This is a genomic window from Granulosicoccus sp. 3-233, from assembly GCF_052681095.1.
This window is the reverse complement of sequence record NZ_JBQYLE010000005.1, coordinates 22,839-41,539: the sequence shown is the minus strand read 5'-3', so window position 1 is coordinate 41,539 and position 18,701 is coordinate 22,839. Positions and strand designations below refer to the sequence as shown.

Here is an 18,701-nt window from a genome sequence, read left to right as displayed (position 1 = left end):
TTGAATTGCTTGAATTGCTTGAACCGGCGGAGTTGTCCGAGTTGCCGTGGATGGCCGGACGGGCGTCGGGGGCAAGGCGCGGGATCGACCACGCCTTGACCTTGGCGGCAACTACTCAGTCAGCCTGACTGTCATCACTGACATACCGTTCCATCAGGGCGATGCCGGCTGCACCGGCCAACATCAGCAGGATGGCAATCCAGGTGCTGCCGTCCGTCAGTGCCGGCAGAAACCAGTCGTAGCTGGTGACGACCTCGCGGGGCGGTTTGCCCACCCGTTCAACGGTATGGGTTATCGCGTTCTTCCAGGGCCAGATGACAACCAGAGAACCGATGACGAATCCCGTCATGACCGCCAGCGTGACGTCGGCGAAGCGCTTGAAGACCCAGGACAGGATGTGCGAGAACGCCACCAGGCCAAATGCGCAACCCAGTGCCAGCGGGATCAGTATGCTCAGGGAAAACGCGCTGATGGCACCCAGAACCAGCGCATAGTTGCCAAGCAGGATGAGCACGAAGGAACCGGACAGCCCCGGCAGGATCATGCTGCTGATGGCCAGCACTCCGCACAGGAACATATACGCCATGCCGTCATTCTGTGAAGCCGGGGCCAGCATGGCAATGCCCATGGCAACAGCTGTACCGACCAGCAGGGCCAGTATCACTGACAGATTCCACTGTCGAACTCCGCGGGCAACGTACAGGATGGACAGCAGGATCAGGCCGAAGAAGAAGGCCATCGTGTAGCGTTCATGGTATGCCAGCAGGTATTCGAAGAGTCTGGCCAGGGAGATGATGCTGACGGCGACACCAGCGAGCAGGGTGAACAGCCATTGGCCGTCGACATGTTGCCAACAGGCTTTCCACTGGCCGCTGAAGAACAGGCGAGCGGCAGTCAGATCGCAGCGTTTGATGGCATTGATCAGGCGTTCATAGATGCCGGTGATGAGGGCAATGGTTCCGCCTGAAACGCCGGGTATGACATTGGCTGCACCCATGGCGAGCCCCTTGAAAAACAGACCGAGTGCGGCATTCATGAGGGATCTACATCGTCCAGGCTGGCAAGAATCGGGAGCATCCAGGGTTTGTTCTGGCTGATCTCGTCATGGGTCAGCCCGCTGAGTTCATAGGGCATGACCAGCCAGTCGTCAGAGGTGTTCACGTAGTAGTCCGGTTTCAGGGTCGTGCGATTGTGAGCGGGTTTGTACCAGGGCACGGCGATGCGTACATCCGCTGGCATGTTGTTCTTCAGTCGAGCTGTCAGGCGTCGAATCACGGCGCTGCTGGTCAGGCCGGAACTGAACACGTCGTCGACGATCAGCAGGGAATCATCCCGGTCGAGCGTATCCAGCAGGTATTGGGTGCCGTGAATGCGAATCTCGGTTTCCGGGTTGTCGACCATCTGCTGATAGCTGGCCAGGCCCCGATAGGAAGTTCGAATGGCAATGTGATCGGTAGGAATGCCGATGTACTGCAGACACTCCTGCACGGCAATGCCCACGACACTGCCGCCACGCCACAGACCGACGATGAAGGTGGGACGAAATCCGCTTTCGGCGATCTGCACACCGAGCCGGTAGGCGTCGTGCAGCAGATCGGTTTCGGTAACGTAGTGTTTGGCTTGCACAATGGGGTGCCTGCAGTGACTCGAGGGAAGCTGGTGTCCGGTTCCGGGCGTTGTGCACAAGGCGAGACAGGAATCGGGGCATCAGGGTGGGCAGTTTAACCAATTTGGCTGTACGGTGGCGGCAACACAGTCAGGCCTGACAAGCGTGGCTCTTCAGGTAAACTCCGCCCATGAGCGAGAAACTGTATCTGAATCCCCAGCAACTGCTGGAAGACTCCTTTTCACTGGCGGCCGAGGTCTATCGCAGCGGGTTTCGTCCCAGCTTCATCGTGGCGGTCTGGCGGGGAGGCGCCCCCATGGGTATAGCGATGCAGGAACTGCTGGCCTATCGGGGGGTGCACTCAGATCACATTACCGTGCGTACCTCGTCCTACCACGCCATCGATCAAAAGGCCAGCCAGGTACAGGTCTTCAATCTGAATTACCTGGTACGCAAGATCAGCGCGGAAGATCGCCTGCTGATCGTCGATGACGTCTACGATACTGGCCGCAGTGTGCAGGCGATCATCGAGACACTGCGCGAGAGGACCCGACGTAACCTGCCTCATGATATTCGAGTGGCAGTGCCATACTACAAGCCGAGTCGCAACCAGACCGGCAAGGCGCCGGATTACTATCTGCACGAAACCGACCAGTGGCTGAAGTTTCCGCATTCACTGGAAGGTCTGTCGCATGACGAAGTCCGCAAAAGCCGACCTGAGCTGGCAGCCATACTCGACAAATATCTGACGCAAAGCGCGCCATAGTGTACAGATCTGTATCTGTTTCACGAATCGTGTTGAGCACTTACCTGCAATGATGGCAAAGCGGTACACTCTGCTGCAACGCGGTAAGGCCATTCCGGGATGATCGCCTTGCCATATCGCTGGTCAAGCTGACCTTCGCCATTGCGCAAGTTGCCACAACGTAACCCATGAGTGCACAGCCCGACAGATCACACACTGCCCAGATAGTGGACATGGTGAGATTGCTGGATTCGTCCAGTCGCCGGCGAGAGTCCTGCCAGGTCGAGCAACGGGGTTCGGCGTTGTTGTTGTCCATCCGGCAGAGCCTGCGATACCAGGCATCCGTCGGGCTCGATGACATGCCAGGACTGCAAAGCGAATACCCGAAACCACAACTCGATGCCTATCTGGGCCAGGTGCGTCGATTGCTCGATGCACAGTTCGGTCGACTGCGCGTGTATCGCTATCGACAGGCTTTCATCGTCGGTCATCACAATCTCGAGGGACTGATAGCCGGTTTGTTGCGCGTTCAGTATTACGCCAGACAGCTTCAGCTGACCGACCGGGATTCCCGTCCTGTGCCAAGCCTCGGCTGGGGAGTGGGTGCGACGGTTCTGGAAGCGGACAACGAGCGCGCAAGGCGGCGTCGTTCAAATCGCTGATTCACCGCTCGATCCGCCATTTGCGCCTTTGCGGCGTAAACGTGATTCCAGGCGTCGCAGCAGCAAGGACAGAACGATCGTGACCAGCAGGTAGATGTAGGCGACGATATTGTAGGTTTCCATGAAGCGAAAGGAGCCTGCCGCATAGATCTTTCCCAGCTGCGTGATGTCCGCCACGCCGAGCACCGACACCAGCGCCGAGTCCTTGATCATGGCAATGAAGTCATTGCCCAGTGGCGGCAGAATGGTTCGAAAGGCCTGGGGAAAGATGACGTAGCGAAACCGGCTCAGAGGCGACAGTCCCAGCGATAGCGCCGCTTCGGTCTGGCCACGTCCGACCGAGAGTATGCCGGCGCGAAACACCTCTGCAATGAATGCCGAGTAGCCCAGAGTCAGCGCCAGTATGGCCCGCCACATCAATGAGAAATCGCGGGTACGAATCGGCTGTTCCAGCCAGGGTTCCAACAGGGTGTTGGCCAGAGCCACGACTGCCGGTGCCGCGACAAAGGCAATGTAGAACAACAATACAAGCATGGGTATGCCGCGCATGATCTCGATATAGAATCGTGCGCACTGGCGGACAATCAGCCAGGGCGACAGAACCGCAGCGGCCAGCAGCAGTCCCAGAGCGCTGGCCAGGGCAAAGGCCGTTACCGTGACGAAGGCCGTGATGCCGATGCCCCTGGCCAGCACATCGAAGACTTCTGCATACAGTTCATCGTTGACTATGCGGTAGCCGAGCCACAGTCCGATTGCCAGTGTGGCCAGCAGCCACCAGGGGAAATCGCCGGCCGAGGGGTCTGTCTGATCCTTGCCTTGCTGCACGTGTTCAGTGCCTCGACAGCGGTGTCGGCAAGGCCTGTGGGGATACCGTCATCGAAGAATCATTCACCCAGCTTGTAGTCGAGAAACCAGGTGACATTCAGTTGATCCAGAGTGCCGTCCGCCTTCATGCTGGCAATGCCGGCGTTGATCGGTTCCACCAGGTCGGAACCCTTTGGAAAGATGAAGCCGAAATCTTCGCTGCCCATGGCCTCTCCCACCAGCTTGAAAGTGTCGGGGTTGGCCGTGACATAACCGTTGCCGGCTGTGCCGTCTGTCAGCACCAGATCGACATCGTTGCTGCGCAAGGCCTGAATCGAGGCGCCGAAGGTCTCGAAAAGCCTGATCCGCGGATTCTGCTCGTTGCCATCGAGTACCTCGTAGACGGCGGTGTAGAAGGGCGTGGTGCCCGCCTGAGCGCCGATCAGCCCATCTTCCAGCGCCGCGAACTCCTCGGCATTGGCAAAGCGATCCTCGTCGGCCCGTACCAGCATGAACATTTCGGAGCGCATGTAGGGATCGGAAAAATCCACCTTCTCGCGACGATCGTCCCGAATCGTGATGCCGGTCATGCCGATATCGTATTGAGCCTCGCTGACGGCCGGGATCATGGCGTCCCAGCTGGAGTTTTCGATGATCAGGGTGAAATCGAGTCGTCTGGCCAGTTCTCGCATGGCGTCGTATTCCCAGCCGATGGCCTCTCCGGTCTTCGGATCGACAAACTGCAGGGGAGGGTAGGCGTTTTCCGTGACAACCACGACTTCACGGCCTTCCAGGTCGGGCAGCTCGTCGGCACTGACCAGGCCCGGCAGCAGTGCAGCGATCAGTGTCGCAAAGATTGCGGCGGCCAAGGGGCGGCTTGCAGCTCTGGCGATGAGATGTCGGCGCAGCGGGCAGGCAGCAGTGCTGAGAATTCTGCGGCCTTGTGGTCGTTTCTTGTCTGAAGAAGTCTTGTTCATGATGGCAGGCGTTTGTCGTGGACAGGTCGTAGCGGCATTGTGATGGGCCAGCGCCGAGTGTGCAAGCCGCTCCGGAGCCTGGCTGAGCTACAGATTCCAGCCCAGCCATTGGCTGAGCAGATACAGCAGGCTGCAGGCAATCAGTCCGATGCTCCAGACCTTCATCCAGAGGATCCGGCCATGTCGCCCGGCAATGTACAGGCAGATTCCGATGACGATGGACATGACCATGGACAGCGTCAGCATGTCGTGCATGGTTTCGCCGTAGGGCACCGTCGGATCAGGAGCTGCGTTCTCGGGATATCTCATCGGGTGGCAAGCGGCTGCGATGACCATCATGATAGCGCGTTGGTATAGCCTTGCCAGCAAGCACGGCCCGATCGGCAGGACAATCCGGGTGAGGGCGGCAGTCCTGATCTGTACAGGCGGCTGTCTGTCCGAGAGTCTCGTCTGCAGATACCCTGGCGGTACGCAGGAATGCTGTTCGGCAGAAGGAATCCCGCGAAAGTGCTCTGGAGGATCACTTTCGCGGGGAGGGGCCGGATCGAATCTGCGATGCGGCCAATGGCTTGACGAGTCGAATTCTACGGTAATGCTCTCGAGCGGCGCGGACCCAGGTCGCTGTTTTGGCCAATCGACTGCGTCAAGGACAGAGAACTGTCGATCAGCCGTGTATTTGGCGTATCACCAGTGTCTGCACGGCGCGACCCACCGGACCTTGCGCATCGAACAGCAGTGCATCGGCCAGGCCGATACCATCCGGCTCCCAGTAGTTGACACTGTCAGTGCCCAGCCACTCGCCAACCGGATCCCTGTGCAGAATCAGCGTCAGGTCGGCATTCATGAAGGTCACCTCCCCGGGTTCCGCGTTGCGGCCGAAGGCATTGCCGCAGTCGGCCAATGGGCAGATGCGCTGAAACGGGCTGGCAGTCTCATTGCGTAACAGCGGTACGGTCTTCATCCAGGCTCGGGTGGGGCCGGGGCTGCTGTCCTGACCGGCCGGGTAGCGCACGCTGACCCCGTTGCCGTTGAAAGCCGGTTTGTCATGCAGGGTCTGGCGAATCGGAAAGTCGCCGGGCAAGGCGTCATCCGGCTTGCCCAGGTCCCGGTGATGCGTCGGAAAATCACAGGGCTCGGCAGGTTTCAGGTGCAGACCCGCGGCCGTGATGATGCTGCGTCCATCCTGGTCCAGCAGGCTGGCCTCGGACAGGCAGACGGTACGACCCCGGCGTACGGTGTTGGCTGTCACGCTGAATCCGGCGAATGGCACCGGACGTTGCAGATTGACCGTCAGACGACTCAGTCGGTGCTCGGGAAACAGCTGCTCGACGGCCCGCGCGAGCAGGCCGGTAGGAGGACCGGCATGACAGGCGTGTTCGTCCCAGGGCCCTCGGCTGTGCTCGGTGGGCTGAAACCACTGACCATCGTTTGTGGTGAAGAAGCAGTCACTCATGACCTGGCACCTCCTGGTACGCCTTGCGGGTCAACAGCATGCCATATACCGACACCTTCACGACTTGAACAGCTCGGCCAGATAGGGTGCCGTTCGGGAGCGTTTCGATGCCGCGATCTTCTTCGGTGTACCTCGAGCCACGATCTTGCCGCCGCCGGTGCCGCCCTCCGGTCCCATGTCGATGATCCAGTCGGCCTCGGCCATGATGTCCAGATTGTGTTCGATCACGATGACGGAATTGCCGGCTTCCACCAGACGATGCAATACGTGGATCAGGTTTTCCACATCGGCCATGTGCAGACCGACGGTGGGCTCATCGAGGATGTACAGCGTGTGCACGTTGACGATGTTCTTGCCCGAGGAATCCTTGACGGTCGGTTTTGCCTTGGCCAGCTCCGATACCAGCTTGATGCGCTGCGCCTCGCCACCGCTCAGGGTGCGACTTTGCTGGCCCAGAGTCAGGTAACCGAGGCCGACGTCCTGCAGCAGTTTCAGTGCATGATGAATGCTGACATGCGCGTCGAAGAATTCGACCGCCTCGTCCACGTTCATCATCAGCACTTCTCCGATGGACTTGTCCTTGTACCTGACCGACAGCGTCTCATGGTTGAAGCGCTGGCCATTGCAGACCTCGCACAGCACGCGGACATCGGGCAGAAAGCTCATTTCAATGCGTTGCATGCCCTGACCACCGCACTCGTCACAACGCCCATCGCCGGTATTGAACGAGAAACGACTGGCGTTGTAACCGCGAATACGTGCTTCGGTGGTATCGGCAAACAGTCGGCGAATATTGTCCCAGAAGCCGATGTAGGTGGCCGGACAGGAGCGGGAAGTCTTGCCAATGGGGGTCTGGTCGACTTCCAGCAGGCGGGAAATGCTTTCCCAGCCGGTAATCGCCTCGCAGCCTGTCAAGGGGCCCAGCTTGCGTTTTCGTTTCTGGGCATTCAGCACGCGCAGATTGTCGTGCACGACATCCCGTATCAGGGTGCTCTTGCCCGAGCCGGAAACGCCGCTGACACAGACCAGCTGGCCCAGCGGAATGTCCACCGAAACGTTCTTCAGATTGTGCAGGGTGGCGTTCTTCACCTGCAACTGCAACTCGGGTTTGCCGCGAGGAGGGTAGAGTGGATGTTGCAGGGGCTTGTCCAGCAACCGTCCGGTAACCGATTGCGGGTTCCTGCGCACCTGGGCAACCGTGCCTGCCGCAACGATCTCCCCGCCGCGAATACCGGCACCGGGCCCGATGTCGATGATATGGTCGGCACTGAGGATGGTCTCCTCATCGTGTTCGACCACCACGATCGTATTGCCCTTTTTCTGCAGTCTGGCGAGGGTATCGAGCAACATGCGATTGTCTCGAGGATGCAGGCCGATGGTAGGCTCATCGAGGATGTAGCATACACCCTGCAGATTGGAGCCCAGCTGTGCGGCCAGCCGGATGCGCTGCGCTTCACCCCCGCTGAGTGTGGGAGCAGAGCGATCCAGAGACAGATAGGACAGCCCCACTTCGTCCAGAAAGGACAGGCGCGAGTTCAGTTCCTTGAGACTGTCTCGGGCAATGGCGGCCTGCCGCTCGTCAAGTCTGATCGAGGCGAAGACCTTGCCCGCCTCGACAATGGACAAGGTGGTGTAATCAGCGATGTTCCAGTCCTGAAAGTACACCGAAAGCGATTCGGGCTTGAGCCGCTGCCCGTGACAAGCCGTGCAGATGACCGACTCCTGGTCGGCGCCTGACCAGCTGCGCTCTTCACCGGTCTGTTCCTCATCGAAGCCCGGAATGATCTCACCGGTTCCGAAACATTCCTGACACCAGCCGTGGCGTGAATTGTAGGAGAACATGCGTGGATCCAGTTCGGCGAAACTGCGCTGGCAGGAGGGGCAGGCACGCTGGGTGGAAAACAGCTTCTCGTTGCTGCGACTGGTGCCGATCTTCACGACCCCGCTGCCGAAATCGATGGCGCGCTGGATCAGCGCCTGCAGTTCGGCTTCGTTGCGCACATCCACCGTGACACTTGCCACCGGCAGGTCGATGGTGTGCTCCTTGAAGCGATCGAGCCGTGGCCAGTTGGCTGTCGGTAATGCCTTGCCATCCACGCGCAGAGTCTCGAAGCCCTTGTTCAGCGCCCACTTTGCCAGGTCGGTGTAGTAGCCCTTGCGATCGACAATCAGGGGCGCATGCAGGTGGATCGTCTTGCCGCGATGGCGCTTGAGAACCTGGGCGGTAATGGCATCGACCGATTGTGCGGATATCGCTACTTCGCAATCGGGACAGTACTGCACGCCCAGTTTGACGAACAGCAGCCGCAGAAAATGATAGATCTCGGTCATTGTGGCAACCGTGCTCTTGCGGCCACCGCGACTGGTGCGCTGTTCGATGGCGACCGTAGGCGGGATGCCGGTAATGGCATCGACATCGGGTCGGGAGGCGGGTTGGACAAACTGGCGAGCGTAGGCGTTCAGTGATTCCAGGTAACGACGCTGGCCCTCGTTGAAGAGTATGTCGAATGCCAGGGTGCTCTTGCCACTGCCGCTCATGCCGGTGATGACAGTCAACCGGTCACGCGGAATGTGGACGTCGATATTCTTCAGATTGTGTTCACGGGCCTTGTGTACCTCGATGGCGTCACCGGGTTCAGGCAGGGGTACCAGTGCCTGGGTGGGTGCAATGGGTTCGGCAACGGCCGAGATGCGCAGTCGGTCACTGGCTTCCTGATAATCACGCAACGAGGCTGCGGTGACGCTGCTTGCGTGGCTCATTATCTGTTGCGGGGTGCCTGTACACACGATTTCCCCACCCGCTTCGCCACCGGCCGGGCCCAGGTCGATGATCCAGTCTGCATTGGCAATGACGTCCAGATTGTGCTCGATGACCACCAGGGAATGACCCTGTTCCACCAGTTGTTCGAAAGCCCCCAGCAACTTGTCGATATCCTCGAAATGCAAGCCGGTAGTCGGTTCATCGAACAGGAACAGCGTCTTGCCATCAATGGTGCGCTTGGAACGTGTCATGGCAGCCTGGCCCAGATAGGCGGCCAGTTTCAGGCGTTGCGCCTCGCCACCACTGAGCGTCGGTACCGGCTGGCCGAGTTGCAGATACCCCAGGCCGACATCGCACAGGGATTGCAGGGCCGTGCGCACAGCCTTGTCGTCGATGAAGAACTCCAGGGCGCGATCCACCGTCATGTCCAGCACATCGGCAATCGATTGTCCTTCTTCCTCATGGGCATTGAACAACTTGATTTCCAGCAGTTCCGGTCGGTAGCGACGCCCCTGACACTCGGCACAGCGCAGATAGACGTCCGACAGGAACTGCATTTCCACATGCTCGAAACCATTGCCCGAACAGGCCGGGCAGCGCATGCCGGAGTTGAAGCTGAAGGCACTGGCCTTGTAGCCGCGTTCCTGTGCTTCGGGCACCTTTTCGAACAGCTTGCGAATTGCTTCAAAGGCACCGGTGTAGCTGACCGGATTGGAGCGAGCCGATTTGCCGATGGGTGACTGGTCTACCAGAATCACATCGCTGATCTCGTCGGCGCCGCTAATTCCGGCGTGCGACAGCGGCAGCTCTCCGGGTTTGCCCTTGAGGGCCGACAGGGCACTGAACAAGGTGTCCTGAATCAGGGTGGACTTGCCCGAGCCACTGGGTCCGGTCAGACATACCAGACGGTTCAGCGGAATGTCGAGTGTCACGTTCTTCAGATTGTGACCGTTGGCGCCGGTCAGGACCAGATGTTCCACCGACTCGTGATCTCGCTGTGGCGACTGGAAATGCAGGGTCTTGTCGCCCTTGAGATAGCTTGCCGTCAGCGACTTGCGGCTTTTCAGCAAGGCTGCCGGTTTTCCGTTGAACACGATATTGCCGCCGTTGCGGCCCGGGCCGGGACCGATATCGATAATGCGATCGGCCGCCATCATCAGTTGCGGATCATGCTCGACCACGATCAGCGTGTTACCGGCATCGCGCAAACGCTGCAGCACACGAATGACGCGATCCATGTCCTGAGCGTGCAGTCCGATGCTGGGTTCGTCCAGGACGAACAGGGTATTGACCAGAGAGGTGCCGAGCGCGGTGGTCAGATTGATACGCTGCACCTCGCCGCCGGAGAGCGTGCGCGATTGACGATCCAGTGTCAGATAGCTCAGACCGACGTCGTTCAGATAGCTCAGGCGAGCCCGCATTTCGCGCACAACCATGTCAGTGGGATCGTCGACATGACCTGCGGCGATGGCCTCGACGAACTGCAGCGAGGCTGATAGGGGCAGTTGCATCAGATCGACGATATTCAGGCCGGGCAGGGTCTTCATGGCTTGATCGGACAGTGGCGATTCCACCGATCTGTGGCGTGCCAGCGGGTCGATGACCAGCTGCGCGTCCGCCAGTGAGCCGACTCGCCAGTTCAGCGATTCGGGTTTGAGCCGAGCACCATGACAGGCCGGACATTCGTCGTAGCTGCGATACTTGGCCAGCATGACTCGCACATGCATGCGGTAGGACTTGCGTTCCAGCCAGTCGAAGAATCCCACAACGCCATACCAGTGATCATCGCCATTCTGGCCATCGCCGTGGATGACCCAGTCCTGTTGTTCCTGACTCAGGGACTCGAAGGGGACATCCAGCGGAATACCCTGCTTGCGGGCTGCCTTTTCCATGTCACGCTGGCAGACCGAGCTCTTTTCCGTCTGAAAAACCTTGACGGCTCCTCCCTTGAGCGTCTTGCCGACATCGGGCAGGGCAAGTCGGTAATCGATGCCGATGACACGACCAAAGCCCTTGCAGGTCTCACAGGCACCGATGGGGGAATTGAAGGAGAAGCTCGACGGCGTCGGCTCGCGGTATCGGATTCCGCAGTCCTCGCACTGCAGGGCAACAGAGTAGGTGGTCCGGGAGGCTGATTGCCGATCGTCGTCGAGCGTATGCACGGTGACCTTGCCCTGACCATAACGCAGTCCGGCCTCGATGGCTTCGATGAAGCGCCCGCGATTGTCTTCGCGGGTACTCAGCCGATCCTGAATGACGTCGATGCTGTCGTCGTTCTGCTGGTACACCCGCGTGTAGCCCTGGCGCGCCAGCCAGTCCTGGATCTCGGCAGCTTCGAAGTTCTCGGGGATGGGGATCCTGAAGGTCACCATGATACGGACAGACTCGTCGCTGTCGAACCAGTCGCTGCTGATGTTCTCGGGGGTGTCACGTTTGACCGGCTTGCCGCAGCAGCCGCAATACAGTTCGGCGGTTCGCGCAAACAGCAGCTTGATGTGATCGTTCAGCTCGGTCATGGTGCCGACGGTCGAGCGGGAGGTCCGCACCGGATTGGTCTGATCGATGGCAATCGCCGGTGGAATGCCCTCGATGCGATCCACCTGAGGTTTGTCCATGCGATCCAGAAACTGACGCGCATAGGGCGAGAAGGTCTCTACATAGCGGCGCTGTCCTTCCGCATAGATGGTGTCGAAGGCCAGTGTCGACTTGCCGCTGCCGCTGACGCCCGTGATGACGATCAGCTCGCCATGGGGCAGTTTCAGATCGAGATTCTTCAGATTGTTCTGATAGGCATTCTCGATCAGTATGTGTTTGCTCATGAACTCAGGGGCGTTGTCTGAAGGGAAGTGGGGCGCCGCACTCTGAAAACCGTTGCCAGGCCCTCACAGGCACTGTCGGTCTGATACCGATTGACGCTGATCGTATAGTGTACGGATATACGGTAGTTTGGGCCACGCAGGATCACACCTGACCGCTGCTGTAGAGTTGACACGATCCGGCAAGTTCAGGCAAGAGCCGCCGGTTGGCAAACGCCAGCATTGCCGCCTCTCCATCTGCAGGACGCCCGACTCTTCAGCAGGCAGGCCGAATGGCGGCTCTGCTGAATTATCACACCTGACGCTGATCAGGGTGTCAGGACGATGGCGTGCGTTTCTAATGATGCTATTTCTTCTGGCAAACCAGTGATGCCCAGTCCGGATTCGGTATTGCACTGCCAGCAGCTCGCAGCCAGCCTTGATGACACCGTGCCAAAGCTATCTCTGAGCGGATTGGGGTTGACATCCACTTCGAGCAAACCGTCGCCTCCCACTGCCGCCAGCAGGTTGGCCGATGCCTGCAGTCCGATACCTCCACCCAGGAAATGCGGGCAATAGCGCAGGCCGGCGTTGCGCAGCTTCATGCCGACCTCCAGACAGCCTGTAATGCCGCCCCATTTGATGATGTCAGGTTGCACCACACTCAGGTATCTGGCCGCTATCGCCTGATCATATTCTTCATGCCCGACCAGGTTTTCCCCTCCTGCCAGCGGGTAGCTGCAGGTCTGAGACAGCAGTTGCCAGTCAGACTGAGGGGCATTGGCGGGAATGGGCTCTTCCAGCCAGGACAATGGCATGGAGGAGGAACCGCTCATGAATATCGTGGCTGATTCGGTGTTCCAGGCCTGATTCGCATCCACCGCAAAAGATTCGCCACTGACGCAATCGTCCAAGACCTGCCGCAGTTGCGCGAGATCCCGTTGCATTGAAAACCCGACCTTCAGTTTGAAGTCTCTGAATCCGATCTTCCGAGCCTCGTCAACAAGGGATTGTGCCTGGTCAATGTGAATTCCGCTGGCGTAGGCCGGAACACTGTCCACCGCACTGTGGTTGATGTAGTGTCTCAATGTCAGGTCGGATTTGCGTGCAAACAAGTCCCACAGCGCGATATCGAGACCGGCAATGACCTGGCGAAACGGGCCCCATTCACCGCTTTGCAAGGCCACGATCCGTGTTTGCTGCTCCAGCGCGGGATACAGTTCACTCGGATGATTCAGTGCCAGTTCGAATGCCAGTGGACCGATGTCTCGTGCCAGCAGATTGACCCGGTGTTCAGCTGCAGCGCTTGGCCAGTTGGCAAACACCTCCCCCCAACCGAAAGCGCCATCGGCGTCTTCGATACGCAGAAAGACGGCCGGCCGATCGCGCAGAGTTCCGAAGGAGGTGGCGACTGGCCGATCGATCGGGCTTCGTAGTGAAAAGGCGTCTATGCGCTTTATTCGAAGTGTTTGAGTCATGCGAGCAGGTTCATGTCCAGCTGGATGTAGTCACCGCGGTAGATCACGTCGGCAACGTACAGGATGGTCTCATTGGCGTCACACAGAATCCGTCGCACTTCCGCTACCGGCTCACCGAGGGGGATGTCCAGGTGCATGGCGGTTTCCATGTCGCATTTGCTGACAAGCAATCGTTGTCTTGCGATTGAGATGTCGATATCCGGATCATCAAACAGAACGGGCAGTGCCAGACAGGTTCGAAATTCCGTTTCGTGCTTGTCGAAAATGGCCTTTGCCAGATACAGGGTGATCACGCAATACCGCTGCCCGTCCCTGGAATGCATGCGTTTGAGCATGTGATATTCCCCGGCGGAGGTGCCTGTCGAAACACCCTCGGGCAGCTCTGTAACCCGGTCTTCGAGGCTGACCAGATCCGGTACATCACCCCGGTAGACATCAACCAGTTCGGACAGACTGGTGACAACATGCAATGGGCGGGTCGGGGATTTATGAGCCAGAACGACTGTGCCTCGTCCACGCCGAGGGTCGACAAGTCCTTCGGATTCAAGAATCTTGATGGCTTCACGAACCGTCACCCGGGCTACCTGGAACTCTTCCACCAGTTCGTTCACTGTGGGCAGGAATTCGCCGGCTTGCCAGACCTTGCGCAGGATTCTCTGGCGCAATACTTCTGCCACCTTCAGGTAGAGCGGGGTCCGATCCTTTCGGAATTTCGAGTTTGACATAGGTTCATTCATACCTGACTTTCACACGGTTGACCATCAAAAGAACCTAAAGTCCCATGTTTGGTATTTTTGTCTTGCATCGGAATGGAATCACTGATTATACTTTGCACATTGGTCCTATATATAGGACTTTAGGTGTTGGCTTGCGGAAGAAGATGGCAGATTTTGACTACATCATCGTGGGAGCGGGGACCGCAGGCAGCACACTCGCTGCCCGCTTGACGGAGGATTCATCCTGTCGGGTTCTGGTCCTGGAGGCTGGTGGATCCGATCGAAACCTGTGGTTGAAGCTGCCAGTCGGATACTACAAGTCGATATACAACGACCGATATTCACGTTTGTACCGCACCGAGACTGATGTGGGCATCAATGGTCGTCGTATGGATTGCCCGAGAGGCCGTGTAATTGGTGGATCCAGTTCGATAAATGGCCTGATCTACATACGTGGTCAGCATCAGGATTTCGATGACTGGGCGCTGCAGGGCGCGGATGGCTGGGACTACAACAGCGTTCTGCCACACTTTCGCACGCTCGAGAACTACGCCGGTGAACCCTCACAGTATCGAGGCAACCTGGGTCCGTTGCATGTCAGTGACTTGCGCAACCGCAACTCGGCGTGTGATGCATGGATGGCCGCGGCGCGGGCAAGTGGTTTGCCGTTGAATCAGGATTTCAATGCGGAAACGACTTTCGGCATCGGATCCTATCAATTGACGCTCAACGGACGTTTCCGGGACAGTGCTGCCACCGCCTTTCTCAAGCCTGCGATAAGCCGTCCCAATCTGACGGTAAACTTGCATGCCAACGTTACGGCTTTGCATTTCGAGGGGAACCGGGTTCGCGGTGTGAAGTACCTCCACCGAGGGGAGGAAAGACAGGCGATGGCCGATTGTGAAGTCATTCTTTGCGGTGGAGCTGTACAGACCCCGCAGCTGCTGCAACTTTCCGGTATCGGCCCAGAGAAGCTGTTGCAACGACACGGTATCACCGTGCGGTACGCTTCTCCCGAAGTGGGGGAGAATCTGCAAGACCATATTCAGATGCGCACCATTGTCGAACTCTCCAGGAGAGGTGTTTCTCTGAATGACCACGTGCGCAACCCCCTGCGTCTGGCGAAGATGGGTCTGGAATGGTTGCTCGATGCTTCCGGACCATTGACAGTCGGTGCCGGTCAGGTTGGTGGTGCCTTGTGTACGCGACATGCCGATGGAGACCGACCGGATTTGCAACTGTTTGTCATGCCATTGTCAGTAGACAAACCGGGCAAGCCTTTGCACAAGTTCCCCGGGTTCACCACCTCCTTCTGGCAGTGTCACCCTGAAAGTCGTGGCAGCATTCACATAAACTCGACGAACCCGCTGCAGGATCCATCGATTCAGATGAATTACCTGAGTGCGCAACGGGATCGCGAAGTGACAGTAGAGGGTCTCAAGATGGTCAGAGACATCTATCGTCAGCCGGCTTTCCGGTCCGAATGGACTCGCGAGATAATCCCCGGGGACGGCTGCAACAGTGACGAGGAAATGCTGCAAGCCATTCGAGAGAATGCAACTACGGTTTATCACCTGGTTGGCACCTGCCGGATGGGTCGCGATAGCAACGCAGTCGTGGACCCGAAGCTGAGAGTTCTCGGCGTTGAAGGGCTTCGCGTGGTGGACGCATCGGTCATGCCGCGCATCACTTCAGCCAATACCAATGCTGCAACCTACATGATTGCAGAAAAGGCAGCCTCCATGATTCGAGCTGCCACTGATACCACCAACCACCAAGGAGAATTCAGTCATGCGACTACATAAACAGGCACTCTGCCTGGCCAGTATTCTTGCGTTCGGACCGGCTCTGGCAACGGCTCAGGATACCAATCCACTCAACTGGGAATCCGTGCCGGAACTGGATGACCAGATCACCATGAAGATCGGTCATTCGGTCAATATGGAATGGTCATCTCATACGGCGACCCTGAAGCGATTCGCGGAATTGGTGGCAATCTATACCCACAACGAAATCAAACCTGAGATCTTTCCGGGCGCACAGCTGGGAGGGGAGCGCGAAATGGTTCAACAGGCGAGGCAGGGTGCATTGCATGTAACTCTGCCTGCCACCAATAATATCGCAGCCCTGGCACCTTCGCTCAATGTGTTCATATTGCCTTACCTGGCAACATCCACCGAGCAGGTCAACTATCTGCAGGATGAAATCACACCCTTTCTGGTGCCTCGTGTCATCGAAGAGGCCGGTGTTCGCATCGTGGGGTGGGAAAACTCCGGCTGGCGGGCGTTTTTCTACAAGTCGGACAAACCGATCGAGAAGCCGGCTGATCTCGAAGCCCTGAAAATGCGAGTTCCCCCCAATCCGATCATGATTGCCACCTACGAGGCCTGGGGTGGGAATCCGACGCCTATCGCCTGGGCGGAACTCTACAATGCGTTGCAGCAGGGTGTTGTCGAAGGCGGGGACAATCCGGTGACGGACGTCATCGGCATGAAATTCAATGAAGTGATCAATCGCATGACCACTTTCCACTACACCATACTGACACACCCTATCGTGGTTTCCGAGCGTTGGTTCCAGAGGCTCTCGGAAGAACACCAGAATGCGATTCTTCGGGCCGGGAAGGAAGCCACGGATTACATCCGATGGTGGCAGCCGCTGGATGAGGCCAACTGGTGGGACAAGGCTCGAGAAGCCGGTGTCGAGATCACTGCCATCGAGAATGAAGACGAGTGGTTGGAGAAGGCGCGTGCAATCTGGCCCGACTATTATGAAGTCATTGGTGATGATGGGGAAGAAGTGGCCAACAAGGCACTGGAAATCCTGGACAGCTTTTCTGGCAAGCCGTAATTGCTGGTTCCTCAGTGCCCGGCGATGTCATTCGCCGGGCAACACGACAATGGTGCTGTAAGGAGTAGGCAATGCAATTCTTGAGACATGCCCTGTTTGCGCTGGCAGCAGGAGGCCTCGGACTGATGGTGGCAGCACTGTTCCTGCAAGTGCTGTCCCGCGAATTTCGCTGGGCTGTCGACTGGACCGAAGAACTGGGCAGGTTCAGCTTCATCGTCATGGTTTTCATTGCCGCTGCCTATGGCACTCTGACGCGAACCCATTTGCGTGTTTCGGTATTCTCCGATTTGCTGGCGAAGGTTGTGGGTGTTCGAACTGTCGATTTCATGCATACCGTGATATTGCTCGGCTTTGCTGCCGTCATGACAGTATTCTCCTGGTTGAATTTCATCGACGGACTGCGCTACCCCAACACGTCGCCGGCCATGGGCTTCAATCAGAACCATCTGTTTCTGGCGATGAGTGTCGGGTTTCTCATGATCTTCATCCTGCATGTGCGTGATTTCTGGATTCTGTCACGTGGCGGTTTCCTGGATGATCCACAGCAGGAGGCAGGGGATGAATGAGGTTCATCTTGTCCTGCTGCTTGTATTCCCACTGTTGCTTTTTCTGGGAATTCCGATCTATGCCGCATTGGGTATTACTGGATTGGCTGTCAGTTATCTTACCGACGCTCCTCTTGTATTTGCCACGCAGAATGTTCTGAACGGTCTCGACAAATTTGCGCTCCTGGCCATACCGGCGTTCATTCTCGCCGGCAATATCATGGAAAAAGGCGGTATCACCGAAGACATCATCAGCATATTCAGGCATGCATTCGGCCATATACCCGGAAGCCTGGGGCTCGTCACGATATTCTCCTGTATGTTTTTCGCCGCGATTTCAGGCTCTGGTCCCGGTACGGTAGCTGCCATCGGAGCCATCATGATCCCTTCCATGATCAGGTACGGCTATCCGCCAGAGTATGCTGCCAGTGTCTCTGCGACCGGGGGCACGCTGGGGGTCATGATTCCGCCGAGTAATCCACTGATCATCTACGGCATCATTGCCAACGTCTCCATTGCTGATCTGTTCGCTGCCGGCATGTTGCCTGGACTGTTCACGGCCTTTCTCCTTGCGGGTGTCGCTTATGTGTTGGCCAGACGCTCCGGTGCCGTTACGCTGGTTGACGAGAATGTCGAGCGTGAAAACATCTGGAGATTGGTGTGGAAGGCAAAGTTCGCGTTGTTTCTGCCTGTGTTCATTCTTGGAGGAATCTATTCAGGTGTGTTTACACCGGTGGAAGCGTCGGTCTGTGCCGTGGTGTATGCGTTGCTTGTCAGCGTGCTCGTCTACAGGCAACTGACACTGCAGAAGTTGAAAGCGGCCTTCGAGAATGCAGTGCGCCTCGGTGGTGCCTTGATGATCATCGTGGCCTGTTCCACCCTGTTTGCCACGGTTATCACGCTGGAGCGCATACCGCAGGACGTAGTTGCCTCTTTTGCCGGTATCACCGACAGCGCGACAGTCATCTTGCTGGCCATCTGCGCAATGCTGATCATCGTCGGTACCTTCATGGAAACCATCAGTGCCATCATCATATTGGCTCCCATCCTGGTGCCTCTGGTGACCAGCTATGGAGTCGATCCGGTTCATTTCGGCATCATACTGATCGTCACCATCGAGATTGCATTCCTGACACCGCCGTTGGGAGTCAATTTGTTTGTTGCCAGCCAGATTGCCAATATACGGTTCGAACGCGTGGCGGTTGCCATCGTGCCATTCGTCATCACACTGATGGTCGCGATGCTGATCGTGATCTTCTTTCCGCAGTTGAGTCTGTGGTTGCCCGAAACACTGCGAAGTCTGAGGTAG

The 18,701-nt window shown here is 57.8% G+C and carries 15 protein-coding genes; 6 read left to right on the top strand and 9 right to left on the bottom strand.

The window, feature by feature from the left end; translation table 11 throughout:
- Positions 1-115: 115 nt before the first annotated feature.
- Together ACUNV4_RS14345 and ACUNV4_RS14340 are read right to left on the bottom strand one after the other, a co-directional pair.
- A complete protein-coding gene (locus ACUNV4_RS14345) occupies positions 116-1,036 on the bottom strand; it encodes a DUF368 domain-containing protein (RefSeq protein ID WP_430879261.1) in 921 nt (306 codons plus the stop codon).
- Positions 1,033-1,626 carry a phosphoribosyltransferase gene (locus ACUNV4_RS14340; RefSeq protein ID WP_430879260.1) on the bottom strand — a complete coding sequence of 198 codons (594 nt, stop codon included), beginning with the start codon at positions 1,624-1,626 and terminating at the stop codon, positions 1,033-1,035. Before ACUNV4_RS14340 ends, ACUNV4_RS14345 begins: the two co-directional genes overlap by 4 nt.
- 170 nt (positions 1,627-1,796) lie before the next feature.
- On the opposite strand from ACUNV4_RS14340, the gene ACUNV4_RS14335 reads away from it, so the two are divergent.
- Together ACUNV4_RS14335 and ACUNV4_RS14330 are read left to right on the top strand one after the other, a co-directional pair.
- Positions 1,797-2,372 (top strand): phosphoribosyltransferase, encoded by a 576-nt coding sequence (locus tag ACUNV4_RS14335; protein ID WP_430879259.1) that lies wholly within the window; start codon positions 1,797-1,799, stop codon positions 2,370-2,372.
- 167 nt (positions 2,373-2,539) lie between these two features.
- Positions 2,540-3,013, top strand: coding sequence for a hypothetical protein (locus ACUNV4_RS14330; RefSeq protein ID WP_430879258.1), 474 nt, complete (start codon positions 2,540-2,542; stop codon positions 3,011-3,013).
- Here ACUNV4_RS14330 and ACUNV4_RS14325 read toward each other — a convergent pair.
- The 7 genes from ACUNV4_RS14325 to ACUNV4_RS14295 form a co-directional block, all read right to left on the bottom strand.
- Positions 3,002-3,838 carry an amino acid ABC transporter permease gene (locus ACUNV4_RS14325; RefSeq protein WP_430879257.1) on the bottom strand — a complete coding sequence of 279 codons (837 nt, stop codon included), beginning with the start codon at positions 3,836-3,838 and terminating at the stop codon, positions 3,002-3,004. The two genes, ACUNV4_RS14330 and ACUNV4_RS14325, sit on opposite strands and share 12 nt — an antisense overlap.
- A gap of 59 nt (positions 3,839-3,897) precedes the next feature.
- Complete coding sequence (locus tag ACUNV4_RS14320) at positions 3,898-4,794, bottom strand: transporter substrate-binding domain-containing protein (protein WP_430879256.1); 897 nt, start codon at positions 4,792-4,794, stop codon at positions 3,898-3,900.
- Positions 4,795-4,881: 87 nt separating this feature from the next.
- Positions 4,882-5,133: a hypothetical protein gene (locus ACUNV4_RS14315; protein WP_430879255.1), complete on the bottom strand. Its 252-nt coding sequence runs from the start codon at positions 5,131-5,133 to the stop codon at positions 4,882-4,884.
- Between the two features lie 325 nt (positions 5,134-5,458).
- On the bottom strand, positions 5,459-6,247 hold the full coding sequence (locus tag ACUNV4_RS14310; protein WP_430879254.1) for a thioesterase family protein: 789 nt from the start codon (positions 6,245-6,247) through the stop codon (positions 5,459-5,461).
- Positions 6,248-6,304: 57 nt separating this feature from the next.
- Positions 6,305-11,827: an excinuclease ABC subunit UvrA gene (gene uvrA / locus ACUNV4_RS14305; protein ID WP_430879253.1), complete on the bottom strand. Its 5,523-nt coding sequence runs from the start codon at positions 11,825-11,827 to the stop codon at positions 6,305-6,307.
- 305 nt (positions 11,828-12,132) lie between these two features.
- A complete protein-coding gene (locus ACUNV4_RS14300) occupies positions 12,133-13,281 on the bottom strand; it encodes a mandelate racemase/muconate lactonizing enzyme family protein (RefSeq protein WP_430879252.1) in 1,149 nt (382 codons plus the stop codon).
- A complete protein-coding gene (locus ACUNV4_RS14295; RefSeq protein ID WP_430879251.1) occupies positions 13,278-14,006 on the bottom strand; it encodes a GntR family transcriptional regulator in 729 nt (242 codons plus the stop codon). Before ACUNV4_RS14295 ends, ACUNV4_RS14300 begins: the two co-directional genes overlap by 4 nt.
- A 155-nt stretch (positions 14,007-14,161) precedes the next feature.
- Between ACUNV4_RS14295 and ACUNV4_RS14290 the strand changes: the two genes are divergently transcribed.
- From ACUNV4_RS14290 to ACUNV4_RS14275, 4 genes are all read left to right on the top strand, one after another.
- Positions 14,162-15,802 (top strand): GMC family oxidoreductase, encoded by a 1,641-nt coding sequence (locus tag ACUNV4_RS14290; protein WP_430879250.1) that lies wholly within the window; start codon positions 14,162-14,164, stop codon positions 15,800-15,802.
- Positions 15,789-16,847 carry a TRAP transporter substrate-binding protein gene (locus tag ACUNV4_RS14285; protein ID WP_430879249.1) on the top strand — a complete coding sequence of 353 codons (1,059 nt, stop codon included), beginning with the start codon at positions 15,789-15,791 and terminating at the stop codon, positions 16,845-16,847. Before ACUNV4_RS14290 ends, ACUNV4_RS14285 begins: the two co-directional genes overlap by 14 nt.
- A gap of 71 nt (positions 16,848-16,918) precedes the next feature.
- A complete protein-coding gene (locus ACUNV4_RS14280; protein ID WP_430879248.1) occupies positions 16,919-17,413 on the top strand; it encodes a TRAP transporter small permease in 495 nt (164 codons plus the stop codon).
- Positions 17,406-18,701 (top strand): TRAP transporter large permease, encoded by a 1,296-nt coding sequence (locus tag ACUNV4_RS14275; protein WP_430879247.1) that lies wholly within the window; start codon positions 17,406-17,408, stop codon positions 18,699-18,701. Before ACUNV4_RS14280 ends, ACUNV4_RS14275 begins: the two co-directional genes overlap by 8 nt.